Here is a 26,017-nt window from a genome sequence, read left to right on the forward strand (position 1 = left end):
CTGCACGGTGTATGCCGTTATCATACTTTGAGAGCTTGACGACAGTCGAGAACTTGGGTGGTACCGCGAAAAGGATCCTTCGTCCCAGTGACGAGGGGTCCTTTTGTATATTCTAAGGAGGAATTGAAATGTTAGATATTAAGAAGATTCGTAAAGATCCGGATTTTACCAAAGAAAAGTTGGCGACCCGTGGCGTCAAACCGGAAACAATTGATGAGTTACTGAGCTTTGATGCCAAGCGCCGGGACTTAATTGTTGAATCAGAGTCACTGAAGGCACAGCGAAATGATGTTTCGGATCAAATTTCTCAAAAAAAGCGTAATAAGGAAGACGCATCTGAAGCGATTAATCAAATGAAGCAGGTTGGCCAAAAGATAAAAACTCTCGATGACCAACTGCGAAAAATCGAAGACGATGAAAACAACTTAGCCGCTCACTTACCAAATATTCCACACGATGGGGTTCCAGTTTCGCTGACTGAAGAAGGATCGGTTGAGCTTCGAAAGGTTGGCCAGATTCCGTCATTTGATTTCAAACCCAAACATCATTGGGAGATCGGTGAAGAGTTAGGAATTCTTGACTTTGAACGGGCTGCGAAAGTATCCGGAAGCCGATTTGTTTACTACATCGGCGATGGCGCATTACTGGAACGAGCGGTTTATAATTTTTATCTCGATCAAAATACCGCTGCCGGTTATACCGAAGTGATCCCACCATATATGGTGAACGACGACTCGATGTTTGGCACCGGTCAATTTCCTAAGTTCCTCGAGACCAAGGCTGGCTACGAAATTCAAGACAGTGATCTAACCCTGATTCCAACGGCTGAAGTTCCGCTGGTTAATTACTATCGAAACGAAGTCATCCCAACTGAAAAGCTGCCGGTTTCAGTGACTGCGTTATCACCAGCATTCCGCTCAGAAGCCGGAAGTGCTGGCCGCGACACCAAAGGGTTAATTCGTCTGCATCAATTTAACAAGGTTGAAATGGTTAAATTTACCAAGCCGGAAGATTCGTGGAAGGCATTGGAAGAAATTACCCACCAAGCTGAAGTTAATTTGCAAAAATTGGGATTAGCCTACCACGTCATCACGCTAACGACCAGTGACATGAGCTTTACGGCAGCAATGACACATGATTTGGAAGTCTGGTTCCCAGCTCAAGACAAGTACCGAGAAATCTCAAGTTGTTCCAACTGTACTGATTTCCAAGCACGGCGCGCTCACATCCAATATCGTGATGAAGATGGTAAGCTTCATTTTGTGCACACTTTGAACGGCTCTGGTTTAGCTGTCGGCCGAACGGTTGCCGCTATTTTGGAGAACTACCAAAATCCAGATGGGACAGTGACAATCCCAGAAGTCTTACGACCATACATGCATGGTATGACAAAAATCGAAAAACAAAAATAATTGGGTCATGATTTGCGTATTTATTAAATGTAACCCAGACATCCTTCACGTGTCTGAGTTACGGTTGGTTAATTTGACTTCCCCGGTCAAGTTGACTGGCATCATTTCCCTGATCATCTTGATGTGTCGTTGACCCGTGACACATCGAGGAAAAGAGCGAAAGGCGATTTTGGCCTTTCGCTCTTTTTTTACATTGAAATGTGGACAAAATCGAAAAATTAACAAGAAATTGAAAATTGGACTAGCATTGTTTTGCTGGATAGGATATAATATTTTTTGTCGGAAAAAGACGTTGTTAATCAACTGTTACTGATTTACAATTTTTAAAAATTCAGCTTGACTTGAATTCATTGGTATTGTAAAATTTAATAGTTGTGTTGATGATGTTGCTACCAATTAATACCATCAAGATACATGGAGGATTAGCTCAGCTGGGAGAGCATCTGCCTTACAAGCAGGAGGTCACAGGTTCGATCCCTGTATCCTCCATATGAGCCGTTAGCTCAGTTGGTAGAGCATCTGACTTTTAATCAGAGGGTCGGCAGTTCGAGACTGCCACGGCTCATTGCCAGTTTTTTCAAACAATGCGGGCGTGGCGGAACTGGCAGACGCGCTAGATTTAGGTTCTAGTGTCTTATGACGTGGGGGTTCGAATCCCTTCGCCCGCATAGGTACTAGATGCCTATCAACTATATTGTTTTGCCGACTTAGCTCAGTTGGTTAGAGCGCTTCACTAGTAATGAAGAGGTCGGGCGTTCGAATCGTCTAGTCGGCATTTTGCGGAAGTAGTTCAGTGGTAGAACATCACCTTGCCATGGTGGGGGTCGCGGGTTCGAATCCCGTCTTCCGCTTCAATCAGGATTTTGATTGAGGCTCACTAATTAAATACTTATTATGCACCCATAGCGCAATTGGATAGAGTGTCTGACTACGAATCAGAAGGTTGTAGGTTCGACTCCTACTGGGTGCATTTTTTATTGCCATCAACTATTTTTTCGGGAAGTAGCTCAGCTTGGTAGAGCACCTGGTTTGGGACCAGGGGGTCGCAGGTTCGAATCCTGTCTTCCCGACTTTTTTCAACATAGATTTTGTGATATATTGATATTGTTAATTCAATAGTACTTAATCATCGGGAAGTAGCTCAGCTTGGTAGAGCACTACGTTCGGGACGTAGGGGTCGCAAGTTCAAATCTTGTTTTCCCGATTTTTTTGTGGCTTGATACATATAAGAATGAATAGCTAGCATTGCAAAGGGCGGGACCTGTCATGGGTCTTGGCCTTTTTGTTTTGTCTCGTGATCGGCGACCGCAAATGGGGTGTAGCGTCCAGTCATTATGCGGTTTGCTGCGCACTATTGGTTGATGTAAATGTCATTTTAGGTTCTTTTATCACCTAGTGGAAACGTGCGAAGCAAACCAGCTTTCTCCGCTTAGTCCAATAACAGCCGTTAACGCAAAATCGCGTTAACGGCTGTTATGACACTAATGCTCCGACGGCCATGAAATGCCTAGTAGCTAACCAGTTTGCTTCGCACTCTGAAACACTTTCCTTGCACTTTATTCCCACATTCGTATAATAATAGTCAATATTAGTCAAAGAATTGGGTGATTAAATGGCGGACGAAAATATTTCTGATTTAATTGAACACTATCTTAAAGAAATACTTGCTGACAACGAACAAGTTAAAATTCGTCGTTCCGAAATCGCTGGCTTATTTGACGTTGTACCGTCCCAAATTAACTATGTTATCAATACTCGTTTTACGATCCAAAATGGTTATATCGTGGAAAGTAAACGTGGCGGTGGCGGCTACATTAGAATAGAGAAAGTTCATTTATTAGATGACATCGATGTGTTGAATTCTCTGATTGCCGCAATTGGTAATAAATTATCGAAGCGGGATAGTGAAACCATCGTCCAAACGTTATATAATAATGAATTAATTAATCGTCGCGAGGTGAGTATCATATTAGCAGCGATTGACAAGGATGCAATTGATTTAAACAACAGCGATCTAACGGATATTTTACGCGCCAACATTATGGTATCCATTTTGAATCGACTGCGATATGAACGATAGAAAGCGAGGGTATCTATGAATAATTTATTTACGCCAAGTGCTAAGAACGTTTTGACCATTGCTCAGGAACAAGCCAAGAAATTTAAACATCAGGCAATTGGAACTGAACACCTGTTGTTAGGATTGTTGATCGAAACAAATGGAATTGCTTATAAAGCCCTTCAACAGTTCTCAGTGACTGCAGAAGATGTAACTGAAGAAGTAGAGCGCTTTGCCGGCTACGGTAACCTCAAGGATCTTAGTAGCAACGATTATCTGCCATACTCTCCTAAAGCCAAAGAAGTTTTAGCTCAAGCTGGCGAATTTGCCAAGAAAAATGGTGTCCCAAAAGTTGGTACAGAGCATATTTTGCTTTCATTACTGACTGACGAGACGATTTTGTCATCCCGAATTTTAATTAATTTGGGACTGGACCTTTCACAAATTAGAAAAGTAACTTTACGAAAAATGGGTATTAGCGGCGGCTCCATGGCCTCAAACATGGCTTCCAAACAGCGTGGCCGTCAACAAAAGCCTGCCGACTCAAAGACACCAACCATCGATTCACTGGCCCGTGACCTCACGGAAATGGCCCGACAAGATCGGCTCGACCCAACAGTTGGCCGAGACCTTGAAGTAAAGCGGGTTGTCCAAATTTTGGCCCGCCGGACTAAGAATAATCCGGTCTTAATCGGTGAACCCGGGGTTGGTAAAACGGCGATCGCTGAAGGATTGGCAGAACGAATTGTCAACGGCGACGTTCCTGGTGATATGGCCAAAAAGCGTTTAATGATGCTTGATATGGGCTCATTGGTTGCCGGAACCAAATACCGTGGTGAATTTGAAGACCGCTTAAAAAAAGTGATTGATGAAATTTATCAAGATGGCAATATCATTCTCTTCATTGATGAACTGCATACTTTGATTGGCGCCGGTGGTGCTGAAGGCGCGATTGATGCTTCCAACATTTTGAAGCCTGCCTTGGCCCGTGGCGAACTGCAATTAATCGGGGCAACCACACTCGACGAATACCAAAAGTACATTGAATCTGATGCCGCCTTGGAACGTCGATTTGCCAAGGTTATGGTTGATGAACCAACGACTGATGAAACCGTTGAGATTCTTAAGGGACTGCGTCCAAAGTACGAGCAACACCATCACGTTGAAATTACTGATGAAGCAATTGACGCGGCTGTGAACCTGTCCAACCGATACATTAGTGACAGATTTTTACCCGACAAAGCCATTGATTTAATGGATGAAGCAGCGGCCAAAGTCCGAATTGATCACTTACAAAATTCCGATGTCGCTGATGACCATAAAAAGTTGTCTGATTTATTGTCACAGTTAAATGAAGCACTGGTTGCCCAAGATTACGAAAAAGCAGCCACACTTCGAAAACAAACCAATAAACTTCAAGATGAATTAGCCAGTGACGACGATGCTGACGATGATACCAATGAAGAAGCTCATTATCCAGTCAAGGAAACAGCTCAAGACATTGCCGAAATTGTCGGCGAGTGGACGGGAATTCCGGTGACGCGTTTAAGCAGTACCGAAGCTGATCGTTTGGTCAACTTGGAAGAAGTTCTTCACAAACGAGTCGTTGGCCAAGAAGAGGCAATTTCTGCCGTATCGCGTTCAATTCGACGAGCTCGAAGCGGCTTGAAAGATCCGAACCGACCAATTGGTTCGTTTATGTTCCTCGGCCCAACTGGTGTTGGTAAGACTGAACTTGCCAAGGCCGTTGCCGAAGCAGTCTTTGGCTCAGAAGAAGACATCATTCGAGTGGACATGAGTGAATTTATGGAGAAGTACTCGACTAGTCGATTGATTGGTTCAGCACCTGGATACGTCGGTTACGATGAAGGTGGCCAGTTAACTGAAAAGGTTCGTCAAAAGCCATACTCGGTTGTCTTATTTGATGAGGTTGAAAAGGCCCATCCAGACGTCTTTAACCTGTTGCTTCAAGTTCTTGATGATGGTTACTTAACGGATGCCAAGGGTCGAAAGATTGACTTCCGAAACACCGTTATTATCATGACTTCCAACTTGGGGGCAACGACGCTTCGAGACAAGAAGACAGTCGGCTTTGGTCAAGAAGATGCCAAGGAAGGCTACGCTGCCATGAAGGACACGATCCAAGCTGCCCTTAAACAACGATTCCGTCCTGAATTCTTGAACCGAATTGATGAAGTGGTTGTCTTCCACTCATTGACGAAGGCAGAACTTGATCAAATTGTTTACCTGATGGCTAAGCCGGTTATCAAGCGAATTCATGACCAAGGAATCGACATTAAGATTACCAAGACTGCCATTGGAATTATTTCCAAACGCGGATTTGATCCCGAATACGGTGCTCGTCCAATTCGTCGGGCAATTCAAACTGAATTGGAAGATAATTTAAGCGCCAAGTTATTATCCAAAGAAATTGTGCCTGGTGATTCAGTCACAGTTGGTGGACGAAACAATCAAATTACGATTTCAGTTAAAAAACCTGAAACCAAAACACTGGTTAAAGATAAAAAATAATTGCGATTCGGCACGCACTAGTCAAAAGGGTTGACTTTAAGTTAATAAATTGTTATTCTTTTAACTGTATTTGTTGTGAATCGAAATGGTCAACGCGATCTATTGTCCGGGTTGGCCTGCATAAAAAACCAAAAGCAAGATGATCTTGTTTTTGGATTTTTTTTGCCCTGAACCCGGATAAATGTGCTAAAAAGTGCATTTGTAATCAAACTGTAACATTTCGATTCCGGAATTTTGGAGAGGTGAAAAACTTGGCAGGACATTTAGTTAAATATGGAAAACACCGTACCCGACGAAGTTATGCACGAATTAAAGAAGTGCTTGATTTACCGAACCTGATTGAAATCCAGACTAATTCTTACAACTGGTTTTTACATGAGGGACTTAAAGAAACCTTCGACGGCATTATGCCAATCGACGATTTCCAGGGCAAGCTTTCTTTAGAGTTTGTTGATTATCAATTGTTAACACCAAAGTACACTGTCGACGAGGCACGTGAACACGAGGCGAATTATTCGGCGCCACTTCACATTAAGCTGAAATTAACCAATCACGAGACTGGCGAAATCAAGACTCAAGATGTATTCTTTGGCGATTTTCCATTAATGACTGATCAAGGGACATTCATTATTAATGGTGCTGAACGGGTTATTGTTTCACAATTGGTTCGTTCACCCGGCGTTTATTACCACGCAGACAAAGATAAGAATGGCCGTGATTCATTCGGTACAACTGTGATTCCTAACAGAGGTGCCTGGCTTGAATTTGAAACCGACGCAAAAAATATTGCGTATGTTCGAATTGATCGAACTAGAAAAATTCCTTTAACCGAATTGATTCGTGCCCTCGGATTTGGCAGTGATTCTGAAATCATTGACATCTTGGGCGACAACGACAGTTTGGGTCTGACCTTGGAAAAGGATGTTCATAAGGATACCGATGATTCTCGTGTTGAAGAGTCATTAAAAGATATTTATGAGCGACTACGTCCAGGTGAGCCTAAGACTGCTGATTCATCAAGAAGCTTGTTAACTGCACGCTTCTTTGATCCAAAGCGTTATGACATGGCACCAGTTGGCCGTTATAAGACCAATAAAAAGCTAAGTTTGAAGAACCGTTTATTAGGGTTGACGTTAGCTGAGACTTTAGCTGACCCTGATACGGGTGAAGTCATTGCACAAAAGGGCACGGTTGTGTCTAAAGATGTGATGAAAGATCTCGCACCTTACCTTGATAACGATGATTTTAAAGCTTATACCTTTAACCCATCAGATGAAGCTGTTGTGACGAAGCCAATGACCGTTCAAATCGTGAAGGTTCAATCCGTTAACGATCCTGATCGGGTTGTTCCTATTATCGGAAACGACAATATTCCATTGAGCTTCAAACACATTACACCTGCTGACGTGATTGCTTCGATGAACTACTTCTTTAACCTTCAAGAAGGCATTGGTTCAATCGACGATATCGATCACTTGGGTAACCGTCGAATTCGTTCAGTTGGTGAATTGCTGCAGAACCAATTCCGAATTGGTTTATCACGGATGGAACGAGTTGTTCGTGAAAGAATGTCAATTCAGGATACTTCTACAGTGACACCTCAACAATTGATTAACATTCGACCAGTTGTTGCATCAATCAAAGAGTTCTTTGGTTCATCACAGCTGTCACAGTTCATGGATCAGACCAACCCGCTTGGTGAATTAACGCATAAGCGTCGTTTGTCTGCCCTTGGACCTGGTGGTTTAACCCGTGACCGTGCCGGATATGAAGTCCGAGATGTTCACTACACCCACTATGGCCGGATGTGTCCAATTGAAACACCTGAAGGTCCTAACATTGGATTGATTAACAGTTTGTCCAGTTATGCGCGGGTTAACAAGTATGGTTTCATCGAAACACCATACCGTCGTGTTGATTGGACAACCCACAAGGTTACCGATCGGATCGACTATTTGACTGCTGACGAAGAAGATAACTTTGTTATTGCGCAGGCTAACTCACCATTGAACGATGATGGTTCGTTTGTTAATAAGATCGTTATGGCGCGTCATCAATCAAACAACATCGAAATTAGTATCGACAAAGTTGACTACATGGACGTTTCTCCTAAGCAAGTAGTTGCTGTTGCCACTGCATGTATTCCTTTCTTGGAAAACGATGACTCCAACCGTGCCCTGATGGGTGCCAACATGCAGCGTCAGGCGGTTCCTTTGATTGATCCTCATGCACCACTTGTTGGTACTGGTATCGAATACAAGGCTGCCCATGATTCCGGTGTTGCACTCATTTGTAAGAACCCGGGAACTGTTGAATACGTCGATGCACGTGAAATCCGCATTCGTCGTGAAGACAAGACCCTTGATAAATATAAATTAATGAAGTTCCGTCGTTCAAATGGCGGTAAAAACTACAACCAACGCCCTATCGTTAAGGTTGGCGATCACGTTGATGCCGACGAAATCTTAGCTGATGGTCCATCAATGGAAGGCGGAGAATTGGCACTTGGTCAAAACCCCGTTGTTGCATTTATGACTTGGCAAGGTTACAACTTCGAAGATGCCATCGCAATTAGCGAACGGTTGGTTAAAGACGACGTCTACACTTCAATTCATATTGAAGAGTACGAATCAGAAACCCGTGATACCAAATTAGGACCTGAGGAAATGACTCGGGAAATTCCTAATGTTGGTGAAGATGCTTTGAAGAACCTTGATGAAGACGGGACCGTACGGATTGGTGCCGAAGTTCATGATGGCGACATTTTAGTTGGTAAAGTAACGCCTAAGGGTGTCACTGAATTATCAGCTGAGGAACGTTTGCTGCATGCTATCTTTGGTGAAAAATCACGTGAAGTCCGTGATACATCATTGAGAGTTCCTCATGGTGGTGGCGGTATTGTCCAAGATGTTAAGGTCTTCACTCGTGAAAACGGTGATGAACTTTCACCTGGTGTTAACAAGATGGTTCGTGTTTACATCGCCCAGAAGCGTAAGATTCAAGTTGGTGATAAGATGTCAGGCCGTCATGGTAACAAGGGTACCGTTTCCGTTGTGATTCCAGAAGAAGACATGCCATTCTTACCTGATGGCACACCAGTGGACATTATGTTGAGTCCCATGGGTGTTCCATCTCGTATGAACATCGGACAAGTTCTGGAACTTCATTTGGGAATGGCTGCTCGTAAGCTGGGAATCCACGTTGCAACTCCTGTTTTCGATGGTGCCCGAGATTCAGATATTTGGGATGCTGTTAAAGAAGCCGGAATGCCTTCAGATGGTAAATACATCCTGTATGATGGCCGTACCGGTGAACCATTTGACAAGAAGATTGCCGTTGGTGTCATGCATTACCTCAAGCTTGCCCACATGGTTGATGATAAAATTCATGCACGTTCAATTGGACCTTACTCATTGGTTACACAACAACCACTTGGTGGTAAAGCACAGTTTGGTGGCCAGCGTTTTGGTGAAATGGAAGTTTGGGCACTTGAAGCATATGGTGCTGCTTACACACTTCAAGAAATTTTGACTTACAAATCCGATGACGTTGTTGGTCGTGTCAAGACTTACGAAGCCATTGTGAAGGGTGAGCCAATTCCAAAGCCGGGTGTTCCTGAATCATTCCGTGTGCTTGTTAAAGAATTGCAATCATTAGGCCTTGATATGAAAGTTCTTGACTCCAGTCATAAAGAAATCGAATTGCGAGATCTTGATGATGACGATGACGTGGTTAACGTTGATGCATTAAGCAAGTTAGCCGACAAGAAGAAGGAACAAGAAGACCAAGCCAACAAACAGGCAGACGAGAAGGTTGAAGCACCATCCAAATCAACCAACGCTAACAATAGTAATGACTAGAATGGGAGGTCAAACTAGTGGTCGATGTTAATAAATTCGAAAGTATGCAGATTGGACTAGCCTCTCCTGATAAGATTCGTAGCTGGTCATATGGTGAAGTTAAAAAGCCTGAAACCATTAACTACCGAACTTTAAAACCAGAAAAAGATGGTTTGTTTGATGAGCGAATTTTTGGTCCTACCAAGGACTGGGAATGTGCCTGTGGAAAATACAAGCGGATCCGTTACAAGGGAATCGTTTGTGACCGCTGCGGTGTTGAAGTGACGCGTTCAAAGGTTCGTCGTGAACGAATGGGCCATATTGAATTAGCAGCGCCAGTTACCCACATCTGGTATTTCAAGGGAATCCCAAGCCGAATGGGTCTTGTATTGGATATGAGCCCCCGTGCGCTTGAAGAAATCATTTACTTCGCTTCATACGTTGTCACCGAACCAGGTAATACACCTATGGAAAAGAAGCAGTTGCTTTCAGAACGTGAATACCGTGAAAAGAAGCAGGAATATGGTCCTCGTTTCTCCGCACAAATTGGTGCTGAAGCAATTAAGACCTTGTTGGATGATGTTGATGTCAACAAGGAAGTCATTGAATTAAAGGACGAATTAAAGAACGCAACGGGTCAAAAACGGACCCGTGCCGTTCGTCGTTTGGATATCTTGGAAGCATTTGTTCAGTCCGGAAATGAACTTTCATGGATGGTAATGGATGCAATTCCAGTTATTCCACCTGACTTACGTCCAATGGTTCAACTTGAAGGTGGCCGTTTTGCCACTTCCGATTTGAACGATTTGTACCGTCGAGTAATCAACCGTAACAATCGTTTGAAGCGGTTACTCGATTTGAACGCGCCTGGCATTATTGTTCAAAACGAAAAGCGGATGCTTCAAGAAGCCGTTGATGCCTTGATCGATAATGGCCGTCGTGGCCGTCCGGTTGCAGGTCCTGGTAACCGTCCACTGAAATCACTTTCTCACATGCTTAAAGGTAAGCAGGGACGATTCCGTCAGAACTTGCTTGGTAAGCGTGTCGATTATTCAGGTCGTTCAGTTATTGATGTTGGGCCTCATCTTCGGATGAACCAAATGGGATTGCCAGTTCCAATGGCCATGGAATTATTCAAGCCATTTATCATGAAAGAATTGGTTGGTCGCAATTTGGCTTCCAACATTAAGAACGCCAAGCGTAAAATTGAACGTCAAGACGACGATGTCTTCAGCGTTTTGGAAGATGTTATTAAGGAACACCCAGTTCTGTTGAACCGGGCTCCTACACTTCACCGTTTGGGAATCCAGGCCTTCGAACCTGTTTTGGTTAGTGGTAAGTCCATGCGTCTTCATCCGTTGGTTTGTGAAGCTTACAACGCCGATTTTGATGGGGACCAAATGGCCATTCACGTTCCTTTATCTGACGAAGCACAAGCTGAGTCACGTTTGCTGATGTTGGCTGCTGGCCATATCCTTGCACCTAAGGATGGAAAACCAGTTGTAACACCATCTCAGGATATGGTTATTGGTAACTATTACCTGACCATGGAAGAAGCAGGCCGTGAAGGTGAAGGCATGATCTTTAATTCACCTGAAGAAGCCCAATTAGCTTATAAGAATGGAATCGTTCATTGGCATACGCGAGTTGGAATTAAGGCATCTGCTTATCCTAAGAAGACGTTTACTAAGGAACAGTTGGATAAAATTTTGGTAACTTCTGTTGGTAAGATTATCTTCAACACGATTTTGCCAGAGGACTTCCCATATATTAACGAACCAACTGAAACTAATTTGAACAATTTTGTTGACGACAAGTACTTCCTTGAAGCTGGTGAAGATATCCATGAGCATCTTAAAAATGCTGCGTTGGTTCCACCATTCAAGAAGGGGTATTTAAGTGACATCATTGCCGAAGTTTACAAGCGCTATAAGGTAACTGAAACCTCATTCTTCCTTGACCGGATGAAAGATCTTGGATACAACGAATCAACTAAGTCCGGCTTAACTGTTGGGATTACTGATATCACCCAATTGCCTGAAAAGCAGGAACTTATTGACGATGCCCATAAGAAAGTGGACATGGTGACAAAACAGTTCCGTCGTGGTTTGATTACCGATCATGAACGTTATGAACGTGTTATTGGTATCTGGAATGACGCCAAGGATGAAATTCAGAAGCGTTTGATGGCTGAACAAGATCCACAAAACCCTATCTACATGATGAGTGACTCCGGTGCCCGTGGTAACATTTCAAACTTTACTCAGCTTGCCGGTATGCGTGGATTGATGGCGGCTCCTAACGGTGAAATCATGGAATTGCCAATCACTTCAAACTTCCGTGAAGGTTTGACTGTGTTGGAAATGTTTATTTCAACCCATGGCGCCCGTAAAGGTATGACTGATACTGCCCTTAAGACTGCCAACTCAGGATACTTGACTCGTCGTTTGGTTGATGTTGCTCAAGACGTCATTGTCCGTGAAAAAGACTGTGGAACCGATCGTGGCCTTACAATCAGTGCAATCACTGAAGGTAATGAAATGATTGAACCACTCTACGACCGAATCGTTGGTCGTTATGCGCATAAGACGGTTAAGAATCCGAAGACTGGTGACGTCATTGTCGCTGCCAATACAATGATTACTGAAGGCCAAGCTCAACAAATCGATGATCTTGGAATTAAGGAAGTAACCATTCGTTCAGCATTTACTTGCAACACGATTCATGGTGTCTGCGAAAAATGTTATGGTCGTAACTTAGCTACCGGAGACGAAGTTGAAGTTGGAGAAGCTGTTGGTACTGTTGCCGCTCAATCAATCGGTGAACCCGGTACCCAGTTGACCATGCGTAACTTCCATACTGGTGGTGTTGCTGGTAACGCCGATATTACCCAAGGACTTCCTCGTGTTCAAGAAATTTTTGAAGCACGTAATCCAAAAGGTAAAGCTGAGATCAGTGAAGTTACTGGGACAATTGAATCAATCGAAGAAAACCCTGCTGAAAGAACCAAGGAAATCACTGTTAAAGGTGAATCTGATACTCGGACTTACACGGTTCCAATTACCGCTCAAATGAAAGTTGCTGAAGGCGACTTCATCCACCGTGGTTCTGCATTGAACCAAGGTTCTGTTGACCCTAAGGAATTGTTAAAAGTTCGTGACGTTCTTTCAACTGAAAACTATCTCTTGCATGAAGTTCAAAAAGTTTACCGTATGCAAGGTGTTGAAGTGTCTGATAAGCATGTGGAAATCATGATTCGTCAAATGCTTCGTAAGGTCCGCATCATGGATCCTGGCGACACTGATGTTTTACCTGGTACTTTAATGGACATCAATGACTTCAAGAATAGTAACGCAGATACAGTTGTAACTGGTGGAATCCCAGCGACAGCTCGACCTGTCTTGCTTGGAATTACCAAAGCTGCCCTTGAGACCAATAGTTTCTTGTCAGCCGCATCATTCCAAGAAACAACTCGTGTGCTTACTGATGCTGCTATTCGTGGTAAAAATGACCCACTTGTTGGTTTGAAGGAAAATGTTATCATTGGTAAATTAATTCCTGCTGGTACTGGAATGCCAGATTACCGTGGAATTAAGCCTGAAGAAATTGGTAGCTCATCAACTGATGGTGTTTACTCAATTAGCGAGCTTGAAGAGAAAATGAAAGCTGAAGATGCTAGTAAGAGCAAAACAACGAAGTAATCGAACTTAACCAAATTAATCAAAAAAGGATTTCACCAATTGCGGTGAAATCCTTTTTTTGATGTCATGAAATAAGTGGCAGTAAGACTGACTGAAATTGAAATGTGACAAAGTATCCAACTGAAATGAATGGGACAAATGGAATCTTTGAGTCCTTGGGCCATGGGGCAACAATCAAATAAACGAGTGCGGCAATGCAGGCAATAAACGTTGTCCATAATAAAAATAGGACACTTGAAATTAACCACAAGCAAAAGTAAATATCCAAATCGCCAGCACCGACCCAGTGCTTTTTCTGATTAATCAGTTGAACAACAAGGTAGATTACAAAAGCAGGACCAATTTGTGTGAGGGGATGGGCAATTAGCAACAAACAAATACAAAATAATCCAAGGATTCCCCAAGTCGGAACCTGCTTTTGGACCAAGTCGAATGAACTTAGAAACGCCATCATGATCAATGACAACATGAACGGGAAATTTGTGTGTTGGATGTTGAGTGAAGCCAATGCGATTCCAAGCATCAACTCGTTGAAGAAAAACGTTGCTGATAAAGATGACTTGCAGTACCGACACTTTCCTATTAAAATAATGTAGCTGAGCACAGGAATGAGATCATAAGCAGCTAATTGCATCTGACAAGTGTCACAATGCGATCGTGGCCGGACAATCGACTCGCCCCGAGCGTCTCTTAACGCAACTAAATTAAAAAAGGACGCCAGGCTTGCACCCAGCAAAAATTGTATGATTATCATATTTTTTACCTCTATATGTTAGGTACGTATTTTGGCGAAAAATTATTTATCCCGATTCATTGACACAAACGGTTAGTCATGATAAATTAGACAAGGTGCTTTTTGTGACAGATTCCTGAAATATTCAGACATGCTGACTGTATATGACAAAAAGTGTTGGGCGGTACACATTTCTTTTTACATAAAAAAGAACCGCCTGGATGTGTGGACTTACATTGAAAATTTGAAAGGAGAACTTTTTAGATGCCTACAATTAACCAATTGGTCCGTAAAGGACGTCATTCTAGAACTTCAAAATCAAAGTCACCAGCTTTAAACTATGCTTACAATAGTTTCAAGAAGAAGCAAGTTACTGTTCCAGCCCCTCAAAAACGAGGTGTTGCAACCCGTGTTGGTACTATGACACCAAAGAAGCCTAACTCAGCTTTACGTAAATATGCCCGTGTCCGTTTGTCTAACTTAATTGAAGTTACGGCTTACATTCCAGGTATTGGTCATAACTTACAAGAGCATAGTGTTGTTTTGATCCGTGGTGGCCGTGTTAAGGATTTACCTGGTGTTCGTTATCACGTTATTCGTGGTGCTCTTGATACTGCCGGTGTTCAAGACCGTCGTCAAGGACGTTCAAAATACGGTACAAAGAAGCCTAAAGAATAATCTTACTAATGCAATCTAAATATTTAGTTTTATAGAATCATGAGGAGGATAACGAAATGCCTAGAAAAGGAAATGTTCAAAAGCGGGAAGTACTTCCTGATCCAATTTATAACTCAAAATTGGTAACCCGTTTAATCAACCGTTTGATGTTAGACGGTAAACGTGGAACTGCATCACAAATTTTATATGGTGCCTTTGACATCATTAAGAAAGAAACCAACAACGAACCAGTTGACGTATTCGAAGAAGCAATGAAGAACGTTATGCCGGTCCTTGAAGTTAAGGCTCGTCGTGTTGGTGGTTCTAACTACCAAGTTCCAATCGAAGTTCGACCAGATCGTCGGACCACATTGGGCTTACGTTGGATCGTTAACTACGCTCGTTCACGTGGTGAGCATACGATGACTGAACGTCTTGCACGTGAAATCATGGATGCCGCTAATAATACGGGTGCTTCAGTTAAGAAGCGTGAAGACACACATAGAATGGCTGAAGCCAACCGTGCATTTGCACATTATCGTTGGTAATATCAACTTTATTCTCAACAGCTCAAACTAATAAGTGGCTGATTTAGCCACTTTTTGTACGAATCGGAAGGAGTTACACAATGGCTAACAAACGAGAATTTCCACTAGAAAAAACTCGTAATATCGGGATTATGGCCCATATCGATGCTGGTAAGACCACGACTACTGAACGTATCTTGTACTATACCGGTAAAATTCATAAAATTGGTGAAACCCATGATGGTGCTTCACAAATGGACTGGATGGCCCAAGAACAGGAACGTGGGATTACGATCACTTCTGCCGCTACAACGGCACAATGGAAAGACCACCGTATCAATATCATTGATACCCCAGGACACGTGGATTTCACTGTTGAAGTTGAACGTTCACTTCGTGTTTTGGATGGTGCGATCGCCGTTTTAGATGGTCAAGCTGGTGTAGAGCCACAGACAGAAACTGTTTGGCGTCAGGCATCCGACTATGACGTTCCCCGTATTGTTTTTGTTAACAAGATGGATAAGCTTGGTGCAGACTTTGACTTTTCAGTTAAGTCAATTGCAGATCGTTTGAATGCAAAGCCTCTTGCTATCCAAATGCCAATTGGTGCCGAAGATGCTTTCGAAGGGGTTATTGACCTTATTGAAATGAAAGCTGATCTTTATGATGAAGATAAGCTTGGTACTGAATGGGATACAGTTGACGTTCCAGATGACTATAAAGAAGAAGCCACTAAGCGCCGTGCCCAATTGATCGAAGACCTTGCAGATGTTGATGACGATATCATGAACAAATACCTGGAAGGTGAAGAGATCCCAGTTCCTGAAATTAAGGCTGCTATTCGTAAAGCAACTTTGAACTTGGAATTGTTCCCAGTGCTGGCTGGTTCAGCTTTCAAGAACAAGGGTGTTCAAATGTTGATGGATGCAGTTATTGACTACTTGCCATCACCACTTGATGTTAAGCCTTATAAAGCAACTGACCCTGAAACCGGTGAAAACATCGAATTGAAGGCTAATGATGACGCAAGTTTTGCCGCCTTGGCATTCAAGATTGCAACCGATCCTTTCGTTGGTCGTTTGACTTATATTCGTGTTTACTCAGGTACCCTTGAATCAGGTTCTTACATTTTGAACGCAACTAAAGATAAGCGTGAGCGTGTTGGACGTTTGCTTCAAATGCATTCAAATCACCGTCAAGAAATTCCAGAAGTATTCTCTGGTGATATTGCGGCAGCTATCGGTTTGAAGAACACCACAACCGGTGATTCATTGACTGATGTTGATCACCCACTTCACTTGGAATCAATGGAATTCCCTGACCCAGTTATTCAGGTTGCCGTTGAGCCTAAGACCAAAGCTGACCAAGACAAGATGAACGTTGCGCTTCAAAAGTTATCTGAAGAAGATCCAACCTTTAAAGCAACGACTAACCCTGAAACCGGTGAAACATTAATCGCCGGAATGGGCGAGTTGCATTTGGATATCATCATTGACCGTATGAAACGTGAATTTAACGTTGAAGCCACTGTTGGTGCCCCACAAGTTTCATATCGTGAAGCATTCACTAAAACAACCAAGGCTCAAGGTAAGTTCATTCGTCAGTCTGGTGGTAAAGGTCAATATGGTGATGTTTGGATTGAATTTACGCCAAACGAAGAAGGAAAAGGATTTGAATTCGAAGATGCCATCGTTGGTGGTGTTGTTCCTCGTGAATACATCCCAGCCGTTGAACAAGGTTTGAAAGAATCATTGGCAAACGGCGTCCTTGCCGGATATCCATTGATTGACTTGAAAGCCAAGTTATATGATGGTAGTTATCATGAAGTCGATTCTAGTGAAGCTGCATTTAAGGTAGCTGCATCAATCGCGCTTCGTAATGCTGCTAAGACCGCTGCACCTGTTATCTTGGAACCAATCATGAAAGTTGATATTAATGTCCCTGAAGAATACATGGGTGACATTATGGGCCAAGTAACTGCTAGACGTGGACGTGTTGATGGAATGGAAAGCCGAAGCGGTGCTGAAGTTATTCATTCATTCGTCCCATTAGCTGAAATGTTTGGTTATGCAACAACGCTTCGTTCTGCATCACAAGGTCGTGGTACATTTACAATGACCTTTGATCACTACGAGCCAGTTCCAAAGAGTATTCAAGCTGAAATTATCAAGAAGAATGGTGGAAATCAACCAGCCGAAGATTAATTCAGTTAAGAGATCGGAATTTTAATTCCGGTCTCTTTTTTTATAAATTTGTTTGTTGAATCAACAAAATGCGTTTATAATAAATAGATTGAAGTCAGTTACGCTCATTTAGTCATTAAATAAAATTGTTTGAACAGGTTGTTTCGTAACAGAAATATTACAAATTGAATTTATTGCTGTTTACACTTGTTTTGTGCGGCTTTTTTTAGTACACTATTTGAGTACTTGTTTTTAGGGATAAGTTTGCCCTAAACGAGTTTGTATTAGCTTTGATGTGAAAGGTTGCGACACACCCGGATGCTTTGCCATGGGTTTGGCGGTAATTTTCACGGAGTTAGTCCTATTTTCAAAATAGACGAAGGAGGGAACACAATGGCAAAACAAAAAATTCGAATTCGGTTGAAGGCATACGAGCATCGTATCTTAGACCAATCCGCAGACAAGATTGTTGCAACTGCGCAAAGAACTGGAGCTACTATTTCAGGTCCAATTCCATTGCCAACTGATCGTACAATCTACACGGTTTTAGCTTCACCACATAAGTTTAAGGATTCTCGTGAGCAATTTGAAATCTTAACTCACAAGCGATTAATCGATATTTTAAATCCAACACCAAAGACTGTCGACTCATTAATGAAGCTCGACCTGCCAAGCGGTGTGGACATTGAAATCAAACTATAGTAAATACAATATATCGGAGGTGTACTCATGACCAGAAAAGGAATCTTAGGAAAGAAAGTTGGAATGACGCAAGTCTTCACTGACAACGGTGAATTAGTACCAGTTACTGTTGTAGAAGTGACGCCTAATGTCATTATGCAAATCAAGACCGTTGAAAATGATGGTTACGATTCAGTTCAATTAGGTTATGCAGACAAGCGTACTGTGCTTACTAACAAGCCAGAACAAGGTCATGCAAAGAAAGCAAACACGACTCCTAAGCGCTTCATTAAAGAAATCAAAGATGTTGAGCTGGGAGATTATAAAGTATCTGATGAAGTTAAGGCGGATATCTTTAAACCAGGAGACATCGTTGATGTAACTGGAACCACAAAAGGTCATGGATACCAAGGTAACATTCATAAAGACGGCCAATCACGTGGACCAGAAACTCATGGTTCTCGTTATCACCGTCGTCCGGGTTCTCTTGGTGTAATTATTAACCGAGTTGTTCCTGGTATGAAATTGCCTGGAAGAATGGGTAACAAGACTGTTACTATTCAAAATTTAGAGATCGTTAATGCTGATACAGACAACAACGTTCTTTTAATCAAGGGTAATGTCCCTGGTGCAAATAAATCATTTATTACAATTAGAAGTGCCGTTCACGGCTCAAAAAAGTAGAAGGGAGGCAACCATAGATGACTGACGTAGCATTATACAAACAAGACGGAAGTAAGAATGGTACTGTTACATTGAATGACGGTATCTTCGGTATCGAGCCTAACAACAACGTTGTGTTCGATGCAATTATTATGCAACGTGCTTCTTTACGTCAAGGAACACATTCTGTTAAGAACCGTTCAGCAGTTCGTGGCGGTGGAAAGAAGCCTTGGCGTCAAAAGGGTACTGGTAGAGCACGACAAGGCTCTATTCGTTCACCACAATGGCGAGGCGGTGGAATTGTCTTCGGACCAACTCCACGTTCATACTCATACCGTTTGCCTAAGAAGGTTTCACGTTTGGCATTGAAGTCAGTGTTATCAGAAAAGGTTTCCGATGACAAATTAGTCGTTGTTGATACTTTAAAGTTTGATGCACCTAAGACTAAAGAATTTGCCGAATTGTTAAACAAATTAGACGTTTCAACTAAGACATTAGTAGTTTTGGAAGACGACAACGAAAAAGCTGTTTTATCAGCTCGTAATTTGGAAAATGTCAAAGTAGTACCTGCTAAGGGTATTAACACTTTGGACGTTGCTGATCATGACAAAGTTGTCATTACGAAAGCTGCTCTTTCTCAAGTAGAGGAGGTGCTCGCATAATGGAATCACGTGATATTATTTTACGCCCAGTTATTACTGAAGAAACAACCAGTAAGATGGACGATAAGACCTACACATTCGATGTTGATTTACGAGCAACTAAGACCCAAGTTAAAAAGGCTATCGAAGACATCTTTGATGTTAAGGTTGTCCGAGTAAACATTATGAATGTTCGCGGTAAATTAAAGCGTCAGGGTCGATATGCCGGTTACACTAAAAAGCGTCGTAAGGCAATCGTTACTTTGACTGAAGATTCAAAAGAAATCGAATTATTCAACGAAGAATAATTTCTTAATCTCTAAATTAGGAGGAAAACGTTTTGGCCATTAAAACATATAAGCCAACCAGCAATGGTAGACGTAATATGACAAGTTTAGACTACAGCTCAATCACAAAAAGTAAGCCTGAAAAGTCTTTGCTTGAATCAAAGAGCAAAACAGCCGGCCGTAATAACTATGGTCATATGACTGTTCGTCACCGTGGTGGTGGTAACAAAAACCAATACCGTATCATTGATTTTAAGCGAATCAAGGATGGCGTTCCAGCAACTGTTAAAGCCATTGAATACGATCCTAACCGGACTGCAAACATTGCTTTAATCGTTTATACCGATGGAATCAAATCATACATTATTGCACCAAAAGGATTAAAAGTTGGAGATAAGGTTGAATCCGGTGTTGAAGCAGATATCAAACCAGGTAACACACTTCCACTTTCAAATATTCCAGTTGGTACAATTATTCACAACATCGAATTGAAGCCTGGTAAGGGTGGACAGCTTGTTCGTTCAGCCGGTGCTTCAGCTCAATTGCTTGGTCGTGATGGCAAGTATTCACTTGTTCGTCTTGCATCAGGTGAAGTTCGTTTAATTCTCAGCACAAACCGAGCAACAATTGGCTCAGTAAGTAATGAAGAACACGAATTAGTAAATGTTGGTAAGGCTGGTCGTACACGTTACAAGGGCCAACGTCCTCACGTTCGTGGATCAGTAATGAACCCTAACGATCACCCTCATGGTGGTGGTGAAGGTAAAGCGCCAGTTGGACTTCCATCACCATTATCACCATGGGGTAAGAAGACAGTTGGTAAGAAGACTCGTTCTAAGAAAGCACGTTCGAACAAATTTATCGTTCGTCGTCGTAAAGGATCGAAGATGTAATAGAACGCACTTATTAATTACAATTAATTTGTGTGCAGAGGAGGTTGCAAAATGAGTCGTAGTTTGAAAAAGGGACCATTCGCCGATGAGTATTTACTCAAAAAAGTAGACGCTCAAAAAGACCAAGAAAAGAAGTCAGTTATCAAGACTTGGTCACGACGCTCAACGATTTTCCCAAGTTTTATTGGATATACATTTGCTGTTTATGATGGACGTAAGCACGTCCCAGTTTATGTTCAAGAAGACATGGTAGGTCACAAGCTTGGTGAATTCGTTCCAACTCGTACATTCCATGGTCATGGAACCGACGATAAGAAGACTGTTTAAAAACAAGGAGGATAACAAATGGCTGAACAAGTTACATCAGCAAAAGCAACTGCCAAAACTGTTCGCATTGCCGCACGTAAGGTCCGTCTTGTAGTTGATCTTATCAGAGGTAAGAGTGTTGCTGAAGCAGCCGCAATTTTGGATTTCACACCCCGCGGTGCTTCTCCGGTAGTTTCTAAAGTACTTAAATCTGCAGTTGCTAACGCAGAAAACAATTTTGATTTAGATAGTGAAAACTTGTTTGTGAGTGAAGCATTTGTCAATGAAGGCGCAACCCTTAAGCGGTTCCGTCCTCGTGCCAAAGGTTCTGCATCACCAATCAACAAGCGGACAAGTCACATTACAATCGTTGTATCAGAAAAAGAGGAGGGATAACGCGTGGGTAATAAGATAAATCCTAATGGTTTACGAGTTGGAATCATTCGCGACTGGGAAGCTAAGTGGTATGCAGGTAAAGACTATGCAGCTTACTTAAAAGAAGACTTACAAATTCGTAAATATATAGAGAAGCGTCTTGCTAATGCGTCTGTTTCTACTATTGAAATTGAACGTGCTGCAAATCGCGTTAATGTTTCGATTCATACTGCTAAGCCAGGAATGGTTATTGGTAAAGGTGGATCAGAGGTTGAAAATCTCCGTAAAGAGCTTAACGATCTCACTGGCAAACGAGTTCACATCAACATTATCGAAATCAAGAAACCTGATTTGGATGCTAAATTAGTTGGTGAAAACATTGCCCGTCAATTGGAAGGCCGTGTTGCGTTCCGTCGTGCAATGCGTCAGTCAATGCAAAGAACAATGCGTGCAGGTGCCAAAGGTATTAAGACCCAGGTTGCTGGTCGTCTTAACGGTGCTGACATGGCTCGTGTTGAATCTTACTCAGATGGAACTGTTCCTTTGCATACTTTAAGAGCAGATATTGACTACTCATGGGTTGAAGCTTTTACTACTTATGGATCAATTGGTGTAAAAACTTGGATCTATCGTGGTGAAGTTCTCCCTGACAAGCCAAAGGACAGCAAAGCTGCAAAAGGAGGGAAATAAACATGTTAGTACCTAAACGTGTAAAGCATCGTCGTGAACATCGTGGCAAGCTTCGTGGTACTGCCAAAGGTGGTAAGACGGTTACTTTCGGTGAATATGGTTTACAAGCCCTTGATTCACATTGGATTACAAACCGTCAAATCGAAGCATGTCGTGTAGCGATGACCCGTCATATGAAGCGTGGAGGAAAGGTTTGGATTAAGATTTTCCCTCACAAGTCATATACTGAAAAAGGTGTCGGAGTTCGAATGGGTAATGGTAAAGGTACACCAGCTGGCTGGGTTTCACCAGTTAAGCGTGGTAAGGTATTGTTCGAAATCGGTGGAGTTGATAAAGCAACCGCCCATGAAGCATTACGCCTTGCATCAAACAAACTTCCTGTTCGTACCAAGATCATAGAACGTGAGGAAGTAGGTGGCGAATCAAATGAAGGCTAAAGATATCAGTAAGTTAACCACTGCTCAAATGATTGATAAAGAAAAAGATTACAAAGATGAATTGTTCAATCTTCGTTTCCAATTAGCCACTGGCCAGTTGGAGAATACTGCACGCTTGAAGCAAGTTCGTAAGAACATTGCGCGCATCAAGACTGCACTTCGTCAACAAGAACTGAACAAATAGAATACGATAAGGGAGGTATAATTAATGGCTGAAGAACGTAACCAGCGTAAGGTTTATCAAGGACGCGTTGTTTCTGATAAGAGCAATAAAACAATTACTGTTGAAGTTTCAACTTACAAGAAGCATGCAACTTACGGTAAGCGTGTTAGATACTCAAAGAAATTCACTGCCCATGATGAAAATAACGAAGCTAAAACCGGTGATCTTGTTCAAATCATGGAAACACGTCCATTGTCAAAGACAAAGCGTTTCCGTTTGATTAAGATTGTTGAAAAAGCAGTTATTATTTAACTTTACTTAATTATCATTATTATCGTATTCGATCCAATAATGAAGGGAGGATATACCTGTGATTCAACAAGAAAGTCGATTAAAAGTTGCCGACAACTCAGGTGCAAGAGAATTGTTAACTATTAAGGTTTTAGGTGGCTCAACCAGAAGGTATGCCGGTATTGGTGATACTATTGTTGCTACTGTTAAACAAGCAACACCAGGTGGCGTTGTCAAAAAGGGTGATGTTGTAAAGGCTGTTGTTGTTCGTACAAAAGCTGTTACACGTCGTAACGATGGTTCATACATTCGCTTTGACGAAAATGCTGCAGTTCTGATCCGTGATGACAAGAGTCCCCAAGGCACTCGTATCTTTGGCCCGGTTGCTCGTGAATTACGTGATAACAACTTCATGAAGATTGTTTCATTAGCCCCAGAAGTACTTTAATCACAACCAGGATATAAGGAGGTGCCGTAGATGTTCATTAAAACTGGTGACAAAGTTCGTGTTATTAGTGGTAAGGACAAAGGTAAGGAAGGGACAGTTACTAAAACTATCGCTTCAAAGGATCGTGTGATTGTTGAAGGAATCAACAAAGTAAAGAAGCATCAAAAAGCTTCTCAAGCCAACCCACAAGGTGGCATTGTTGATACTGAAGCACCAATCCACGTATCAAACGTTATGCTAATTGACCCATCAACCAACGAACCAACTCGAATTGGGATCAAAGTTGAAGATGGTAAAAAAGTTCGATACTCAAAGAAATCGCAAAAAGCGATCGATTAACCACTAACGAAAGGAGGATACCTTTTAAATGACAAGTCGTTTACAAGAAAAATTCAACAGCGAAATTACCCCACACATGATGGAGAAATTTAGCTACAAATCAGTTATGCAAGCACCTAAGATCGATAAGATCGTGCTTAACATGGGTGTTGGTGATGCCGTTACAAACGCTAAGAACCTTGACGAAGCTGTTTCTGAATTAGCTTTGATTTCTGGTCAAAAGCCATTGGTTACGAAAGCCAAGAAATCTATTGCCGGATTTAGATTACGTGAGGGTATGTCAATTGGTGCCAAGGTTACACTTCGTGGTGACAGAATGTATGACTTCTTAGACAAGTTAGTCAACGTTTCATTACCTCGAGTTCGTGATTTCCATGGTGTAAGTACCAGAGCCTTTGATGGTCGTGGTAACTATACTTTGGGTGTTCGTGAACAGTTGATTTTCCCTGAAATTGATTATGATAACGTTAACCGTGTTAGAGGTTTGGATATTGTAATCGTAACTACAGCAAATACCGATGAAGAATCACATGAATTATTGGCTCAATTCGGTATGCCATTTGCAAGATAAGAGGAGGTTTCACATTGGCTAAAAAATCATTAATTGTAAAAAGTGAACGCCCTGCTAAGTTTTCAACACAGAGTTACACACGTTGCGAACGTTGCGGACGACCTCGTTCTGTATACAAGAAATTCCATTTATGCCGTTTATGCATCCGTGAACTTGCCCACAAGGGTCAAATTCCTGGCATGAAGAAAGCTAGTTGGTAATAATTAAAAAGGAGGTTGTGCGCTGATGTCTATGACTGATCCAATTGCAGACTTTTTAACTCGTATTCGTAATGCGAACATGGTTTACCATGAAACAGTTGAAGTTCCTGCATCAAAAATCAAACGTGACATTGCTGAAATTCTCAAACGTGAGGGTTTTGTTCGCGATGTTGAATATATCGAAGACGACAAACAAGGCATTATCCGTGTTTTCTTGAAGTATGGCAAGGATAAGCAACGTGTCATTACTGGTCTTAAGAGAATTTCGAAGCCAGGTCTACGATCATATGTTAAAGCAGATGATGTTCCTAAGGTCTTGAATGGTCTTGGAATTGCTATCATTTCCACATCAAACGGTGTGATTACAGACAAGCAAGCACGCGCCCAAAAAATTGGCGGCGAAGTGTTAGCTTACGTATGGTAAAATTCATTAAATTGGAGGTGTAATCGATGAGTCGAATTGGTTATAAAACCGTCGTCTTACCAAAGGGTGTCGAGGTAAAAGAAGACGGAAACATTGTAACAGTAAAGGGTGCTAAAGGTACTTTGAGCCGAGAATTTTCATCAGAAATTAAGATGAACGTCAAGGATAACGAAGTCAACTTTGAACCAATTGCTGATTATAATAATAAAGTTCGTGCCTTACATGGTACAATGCGTGCTAATTTCAACAACATGGTTGAGGGTGTCACTAATGGTTTCAAGAAGACATTAAAGCTTGTTGGTGTTGGTTATCGTGCACAACTTAAAGGCAAAACGCTTACTTTGAACGTTGGTTATTCAAACCCCGTTGAAATGCAAGTTCCTGAAGATCTCACTGTTGAAGTTCCTGATAACACGACGATCCATATCAGTGGTATCAGCAAACAAGCAGTCGGTGATTTTGCTGCAACTGTTCGTTCCGTACGTTCACCTGAACCATACAAAGGTAAAGGTATTCGTTATGAAAACGAACATATTATTCGTAAGGAAGGTAAGACTGGTAAGTAACAGATTATCAGCCTAATAAAATTTTGAGGTGACTATTGTGATTTCTAAACCAGATAAAAATAAGAGTCGGAAACGTCGTCATAACCGTGTCCGTAATAAAATTTCTGGTACTGCCGAGCGCCCACGCTTGAATGTATATCGTTCTAATAAAAACATCTACGCTCAAATTATTGATGACGTAGAGGGTGTAACGCTTGTTAGTGCCTCAACACTTGATTCTGCAATCAGTAGTGGCAACAAGACTGAACAAGCAGCCAGTGTTGGTAAATTAGTAGCTCAACGTGCTAGCGAAAAGAACATTAAAAATGTTGTTTTCGATCGTGGTGGATATTTGTATCATGGTCGTGTTCAAGCTCTTGCAGATGCTGCTCGTGAAAATGGACTAGAATTCTAATAAAG

General features: G+C 42.0%; 27 protein-coding genes and 8 tRNA genes. 34 read left to right on the forward strand and 1 reads right to left on the reverse strand.

The window, feature by feature from the left end; genetic code table 11:
* Positions 1 to 128 precede the first annotated feature (128 nt).
* From serS to rpoC, 13 genes are all read left to right on the forward strand, one after another.
* Entirely contained in the window at positions 129 to 1,412 is a 1,284-nt protein-coding gene (gene serS / locus FC51_RS04640) for a serine--tRNA ligase (protein ID WP_057911005.1), read from the forward strand.
* A gap of 416 nt (positions 1,413 to 1,828) precedes the next feature.
* Positions 1,829 to 1,901: transfer RNA gene (locus FC51_RS04645), tRNA-Val, on the forward strand.
* Positions 1,902 to 1,904: 3 nt separating this feature from the next.
* A tRNA-Lys gene (locus tag FC51_RS04650) sits at positions 1,905 to 1,977 on the forward strand.
* Between the two features lie 21 nt (positions 1,978 to 1,998).
* A tRNA-Leu gene (locus FC51_RS04655) sits at positions 1,999 to 2,080 on the forward strand.
* Positions 2,081 to 2,113: 33 nt separating this feature from the next.
* Positions 2,114 to 2,187, forward strand: a tRNA-Thr gene (locus FC51_RS04660).
* A 4-nt stretch (positions 2,188 to 2,191) separates the two neighbouring features.
* Positions 2,192 to 2,263, forward strand: a tRNA-Gly gene (locus FC51_RS04665).
* A gap of 45 nt (positions 2,264 to 2,308) precedes the next feature.
* Positions 2,309 to 2,382 (forward strand) — tRNA-Arg (locus tag FC51_RS04670).
* Between the two features lie 26 nt (positions 2,383 to 2,408).
* Positions 2,409 to 2,482 (forward strand) — tRNA-Pro (locus tag FC51_RS04675).
* A gap of 60 nt (positions 2,483 to 2,542) precedes the next feature.
* Positions 2,543 to 2,616, forward strand: a tRNA-Pro gene (locus FC51_RS04680).
* 408 nt (positions 2,617 to 3,024) lie between these two features.
* A complete protein-coding gene (locus FC51_RS04685) occupies positions 3,025 to 3,492 on the forward strand; it encodes a CtsR family transcriptional regulator (RefSeq protein WP_057911006.1) in 468 nt (155 codons plus the stop codon).
* Positions 3,493 to 3,507: 15 nt separating this feature from the next.
* On the forward strand, positions 3,508 to 6,003 hold the full coding sequence (locus FC51_RS04690; RefSeq protein WP_057911007.1) for an ATP-dependent Clp protease ATP-binding subunit: 2,496 nt from the start codon (positions 3,508 to 3,510) through the stop codon (positions 6,001 to 6,003).
* Positions 6,004 to 6,245: 242 nt separating this feature from the next.
* Entirely contained in the window at positions 6,246 to 9,863 is a 3,618-nt protein-coding gene (rpoB, locus tag FC51_RS04695; RefSeq protein WP_057911008.1) for a DNA-directed RNA polymerase subunit beta, read from the forward strand.
* Between the two features lie 17 nt (positions 9,864 to 9,880).
* Positions 9,881 to 13,543: a DNA-directed RNA polymerase subunit beta' gene (gene rpoC, locus FC51_RS04700; RefSeq protein WP_057911009.1), complete on the forward strand. Its 3,663-nt coding sequence runs from the start codon at positions 9,881 to 9,883 to the stop codon at positions 13,541 to 13,543.
* A gap of 64 nt (positions 13,544 to 13,607) precedes the next feature.
* On the opposite strand, the gene FC51_RS04705 is transcribed toward rpoC, so the two are convergent.
* Positions 13,608 to 14,297 (reverse strand): prepilin peptidase, encoded by a 690-nt coding sequence (locus FC51_RS04705; protein WP_057911010.1) that lies wholly within the window; start codon positions 14,295 to 14,297, stop codon positions 13,608 to 13,610.
* 243 nt (positions 14,298 to 14,540) lie between these two features.
* Here FC51_RS04705 and rpsL point away from each other — a divergent pair, with 243 nt between their 5' ends.
* The 21 genes from rpsL to rplR all read left to right on the forward strand — a co-directional run bounded on the left by rpsL (position 14,541) and on the right by rplR (position 26,012).
* Positions 14,541 to 14,954, forward strand: coding sequence for a 30S ribosomal protein S12 (rpsL, locus tag FC51_RS04710; RefSeq protein WP_013728508.1), 414 nt, complete (start codon positions 14,541 to 14,543; stop codon positions 14,952 to 14,954).
* A gap of 56 nt (positions 14,955 to 15,010) precedes the next feature.
* Positions 15,011 to 15,481 (forward strand): 30S ribosomal protein S7, encoded by a 471-nt coding sequence (gene rpsG, locus FC51_RS04715; RefSeq protein WP_020281102.1) that lies wholly within the window; start codon positions 15,011 to 15,013, stop codon positions 15,479 to 15,481.
* 80 nt (positions 15,482 to 15,561) lie between these two features.
* A complete protein-coding gene (gene fusA, locus FC51_RS04720) occupies positions 15,562 to 17,664 on the forward strand; it encodes an elongation factor G (RefSeq protein ID WP_057911011.1) in 2,103 nt (700 codons plus the stop codon).
* 372 nt (positions 17,665 to 18,036) lie between these two features.
* Complete coding sequence (rpsJ, locus tag FC51_RS04725; protein ID WP_013728505.1) at positions 18,037 to 18,345, forward strand: 30S ribosomal protein S10; 309 nt, start codon at positions 18,037 to 18,039, stop codon at positions 18,343 to 18,345.
* Between the two features lie 27 nt (positions 18,346 to 18,372).
* Entirely contained in the window at positions 18,373 to 19,008 is a 636-nt protein-coding gene (gene rplC, locus FC51_RS04730) for a 50S ribosomal protein L3 (RefSeq protein ID WP_057911012.1), read from the forward strand.
* 17 nt (positions 19,009 to 19,025) lie between these two features.
* Positions 19,026 to 19,649, forward strand: a complete 624-nt coding sequence (rplD, locus tag FC51_RS04735) for a 50S ribosomal protein L4 (RefSeq protein ID WP_057911013.1) — start codon at positions 19,026 to 19,028, stop codon at positions 19,647 to 19,649.
* Positions 19,649 to 19,936, forward strand: coding sequence for a 50S ribosomal protein L23 (gene rplW / locus FC51_RS04740; RefSeq protein WP_013728502.1), 288 nt, complete (start codon positions 19,649 to 19,651; stop codon positions 19,934 to 19,936). Before rplD ends, rplW begins: the two co-directional genes overlap by 1 nt.
* A gap of 32 nt (positions 19,937 to 19,968) precedes the next feature.
* On the forward strand, positions 19,969 to 20,808 hold the full coding sequence (gene rplB / locus FC51_RS04745) for a 50S ribosomal protein L2 (protein WP_057911014.1): 840 nt from the start codon (positions 19,969 to 19,971) through the stop codon (positions 20,806 to 20,808).
* Between the two features lie 51 nt (positions 20,809 to 20,859).
* A complete protein-coding gene (rpsS, locus tag FC51_RS04750; protein WP_057911015.1) occupies positions 20,860 to 21,135 on the forward strand; it encodes a 30S ribosomal protein S19 in 276 nt (91 codons plus the stop codon).
* Between the two features lie 18 nt (positions 21,136 to 21,153).
* A complete protein-coding gene (gene rplV, locus FC51_RS04755) occupies positions 21,154 to 21,510 on the forward strand; it encodes a 50S ribosomal protein L22 (protein WP_054747196.1) in 357 nt (118 codons plus the stop codon).
* Positions 21,511 to 21,513: 3 nt separating this feature from the next.
* Positions 21,514 to 22,179, forward strand: coding sequence for a 30S ribosomal protein S3 (rpsC, locus tag FC51_RS04760; RefSeq protein ID WP_057911016.1), 666 nt, complete (start codon positions 21,514 to 21,516; stop codon positions 22,177 to 22,179).
* Between the two features lie 2 nt (positions 22,180 to 22,181).
* On the forward strand, positions 22,182 to 22,616 hold the full coding sequence (rplP, locus tag FC51_RS04765) for a 50S ribosomal protein L16 (protein ID WP_014940334.1): 435 nt from the start codon (positions 22,182 to 22,184) through the stop codon (positions 22,614 to 22,616).
* Positions 22,606 to 22,800, forward strand: a complete 195-nt coding sequence (gene rpmC, locus FC51_RS04770) for a 50S ribosomal protein L29 (RefSeq protein WP_008855795.1) — start codon at positions 22,606 to 22,608, stop codon at positions 22,798 to 22,800. The genes rplP and rpmC overlap by 11 nt, the downstream gene beginning before the upstream one ends.
* A gap of 24 nt (positions 22,801 to 22,824) precedes the next feature.
* The gene (gene rpsQ / locus FC51_RS04775) at positions 22,825 to 23,091 is read left to right on the forward strand and encodes a 30S ribosomal protein S17 (RefSeq protein WP_057911017.1); all 267 of its coding nucleotides are present in this window, start codon (positions 22,825 to 22,827) and stop codon (positions 23,089 to 23,091) included.
* 58 nt (positions 23,092 to 23,149) lie between these two features.
* Positions 23,150 to 23,518: a 50S ribosomal protein L14 gene (gene rplN, locus FC51_RS04780; RefSeq protein WP_057911018.1), complete on the forward strand. Its 369-nt coding sequence runs from the start codon at positions 23,150 to 23,152 to the stop codon at positions 23,516 to 23,518.
* 30 nt (positions 23,519 to 23,548) lie between these two features.
* Positions 23,549 to 23,857, forward strand: a complete 309-nt coding sequence (gene rplX / locus FC51_RS04785) for a 50S ribosomal protein L24 (protein ID WP_057911019.1) — start codon at positions 23,549 to 23,551, stop codon at positions 23,855 to 23,857.
* Positions 23,858 to 23,885: 28 nt separating this feature from the next.
* The gene (gene rplE / locus FC51_RS04790) at positions 23,886 to 24,428 is read left to right on the forward strand and encodes a 50S ribosomal protein L5 (protein WP_057911020.1); all 543 of its coding nucleotides are present in this window, start codon (positions 23,886 to 23,888) and stop codon (positions 24,426 to 24,428) included.
* 14 nt (positions 24,429 to 24,442) lie between these two features.
* Positions 24,443 to 24,628, forward strand: coding sequence for a type Z 30S ribosomal protein S14 (locus FC51_RS12095; RefSeq protein ID WP_075141212.1), 186 nt, complete (start codon positions 24,443 to 24,445; stop codon positions 24,626 to 24,628).
* A 25-nt stretch (positions 24,629 to 24,653) separates the two neighbouring features.
* Positions 24,654 to 25,052: a 30S ribosomal protein S8 gene (rpsH, locus tag FC51_RS04795; RefSeq protein ID WP_057911021.1), complete on the forward strand. Its 399-nt coding sequence runs from the start codon at positions 24,654 to 24,656 to the stop codon at positions 25,050 to 25,052.
* A gap of 26 nt (positions 25,053 to 25,078) precedes the next feature.
* Positions 25,079 to 25,618: a 50S ribosomal protein L6 gene (gene rplF / locus FC51_RS04800; protein ID WP_057911022.1), complete on the forward strand. Its 540-nt coding sequence runs from the start codon at positions 25,079 to 25,081 to the stop codon at positions 25,616 to 25,618.
* A 28-nt stretch (positions 25,619 to 25,646) separates the two neighbouring features.
* Positions 25,647 to 26,012 (forward strand): 50S ribosomal protein L18, encoded by a 366-nt coding sequence (rplR, locus tag FC51_RS04805; RefSeq protein WP_057911023.1) that lies wholly within the window; start codon positions 25,647 to 25,649, stop codon positions 26,010 to 26,012.
* Positions 26,013 to 26,017 lie beyond the last annotated feature (5 nt).

This window comes from Lentilactobacillus parabuchneri DSM 5707 = NBRC 107865, from assembly GCF_001435315.1.
GTDB classification, from domain to species: Bacteria; Bacillota; Bacilli; order Lactobacillales; family Lactobacillaceae; genus Lentilactobacillus; species Lentilactobacillus parabuchneri.

Excerpts from the sequence above, each read along its gene's own strand:
- serS (WP_057911005.1), top strand. The coding sequence starts at position 129 with ATGTTAGATATTAAGAAGATTCGTAAAGATCCGGATTTTACCAAAGAA.
- FC51_RS04685 (WP_057911006.1), top strand. The coding sequence starts at position 3,025 with ATGGCGGACGAAAATATTTCTGATTTAATTGAACACTATCTTAAAGAA.
- FC51_RS04690 (WP_057911007.1), top strand. The coding sequence starts at position 3,508 with ATGAATAATTTATTTACGCCAAGTGCTAAGAACGTTTTGACCATTGCT.
- FC51_RS04705 (WP_057911010.1), bottom strand. The coding sequence starts at position 14,297 with ATGATAATCATACAATTTTTGCTGGGTGCAAGCCTGGCGTCCTTTTTT.
- rpsL (WP_013728508.1), top strand. The coding sequence starts at position 14,541 with ATGCCTACAATTAACCAATTGGTCCGTAAAGGACGTCATTCTAGAACT.
- rpsG (WP_020281102.1), top strand. The coding sequence starts at position 15,011 with ATGCCTAGAAAAGGAAATGTTCAAAAGCGGGAAGTACTTCCTGATCCA.
- fusA (WP_057911011.1), top strand. The coding sequence starts at position 15,562 with ATGGCTAACAAACGAGAATTTCCACTAGAAAAAACTCGTAATATCGGG.
- rpsJ (WP_013728505.1), top strand. The coding sequence starts at position 18,037 with ATGGCAAAACAAAAAATTCGAATTCGGTTGAAGGCATACGAGCATCGT.
- rplC (WP_057911012.1), top strand. The coding sequence starts at position 18,373 with ATGACCAGAAAAGGAATCTTAGGAAAGAAAGTTGGAATGACGCAAGTC.
- rplD (WP_057911013.1), top strand. The coding sequence starts at position 19,026 with ATGACTGACGTAGCATTATACAAACAAGACGGAAGTAAGAATGGTACT.
- rplW (WP_013728502.1), top strand. The coding sequence starts at position 19,649 with ATGGAATCACGTGATATTATTTTACGCCCAGTTATTACTGAAGAAACA.
- rpsS (WP_057911015.1), top strand. The coding sequence starts at position 20,860 with ATGAGTCGTAGTTTGAAAAAGGGACCATTCGCCGATGAGTATTTACTC.
- rplV (WP_054747196.1), top strand. The coding sequence starts at position 21,154 with ATGGCTGAACAAGTTACATCAGCAAAAGCAACTGCCAAAACTGTTCGC.
- rplP (WP_014940334.1), top strand. The coding sequence starts at position 22,182 with ATGTTAGTACCTAAACGTGTAAAGCATCGTCGTGAACATCGTGGCAAG.
- rpmC (WP_008855795.1), top strand. The coding sequence starts at position 22,606 with ATGAAGGCTAAAGATATCAGTAAGTTAACCACTGCTCAAATGATTGAT.
- rpsQ (WP_057911017.1), top strand. The coding sequence starts at position 22,825 with ATGGCTGAAGAACGTAACCAGCGTAAGGTTTATCAAGGACGCGTTGTT.
- rplX (WP_057911019.1), top strand. The coding sequence starts at position 23,549 with ATGTTCATTAAAACTGGTGACAAAGTTCGTGTTATTAGTGGTAAGGAC.
- rplE (WP_057911020.1), top strand. The coding sequence starts at position 23,886 with ATGACAAGTCGTTTACAAGAAAAATTCAACAGCGAAATTACCCCACAC.
- rpsH (WP_057911021.1), top strand. The coding sequence starts at position 24,654 with ATGTCTATGACTGATCCAATTGCAGACTTTTTAACTCGTATTCGTAAT.
- rplF (WP_057911022.1), top strand. The coding sequence starts at position 25,079 with ATGAGTCGAATTGGTTATAAAACCGTCGTCTTACCAAAGGGTGTCGAG.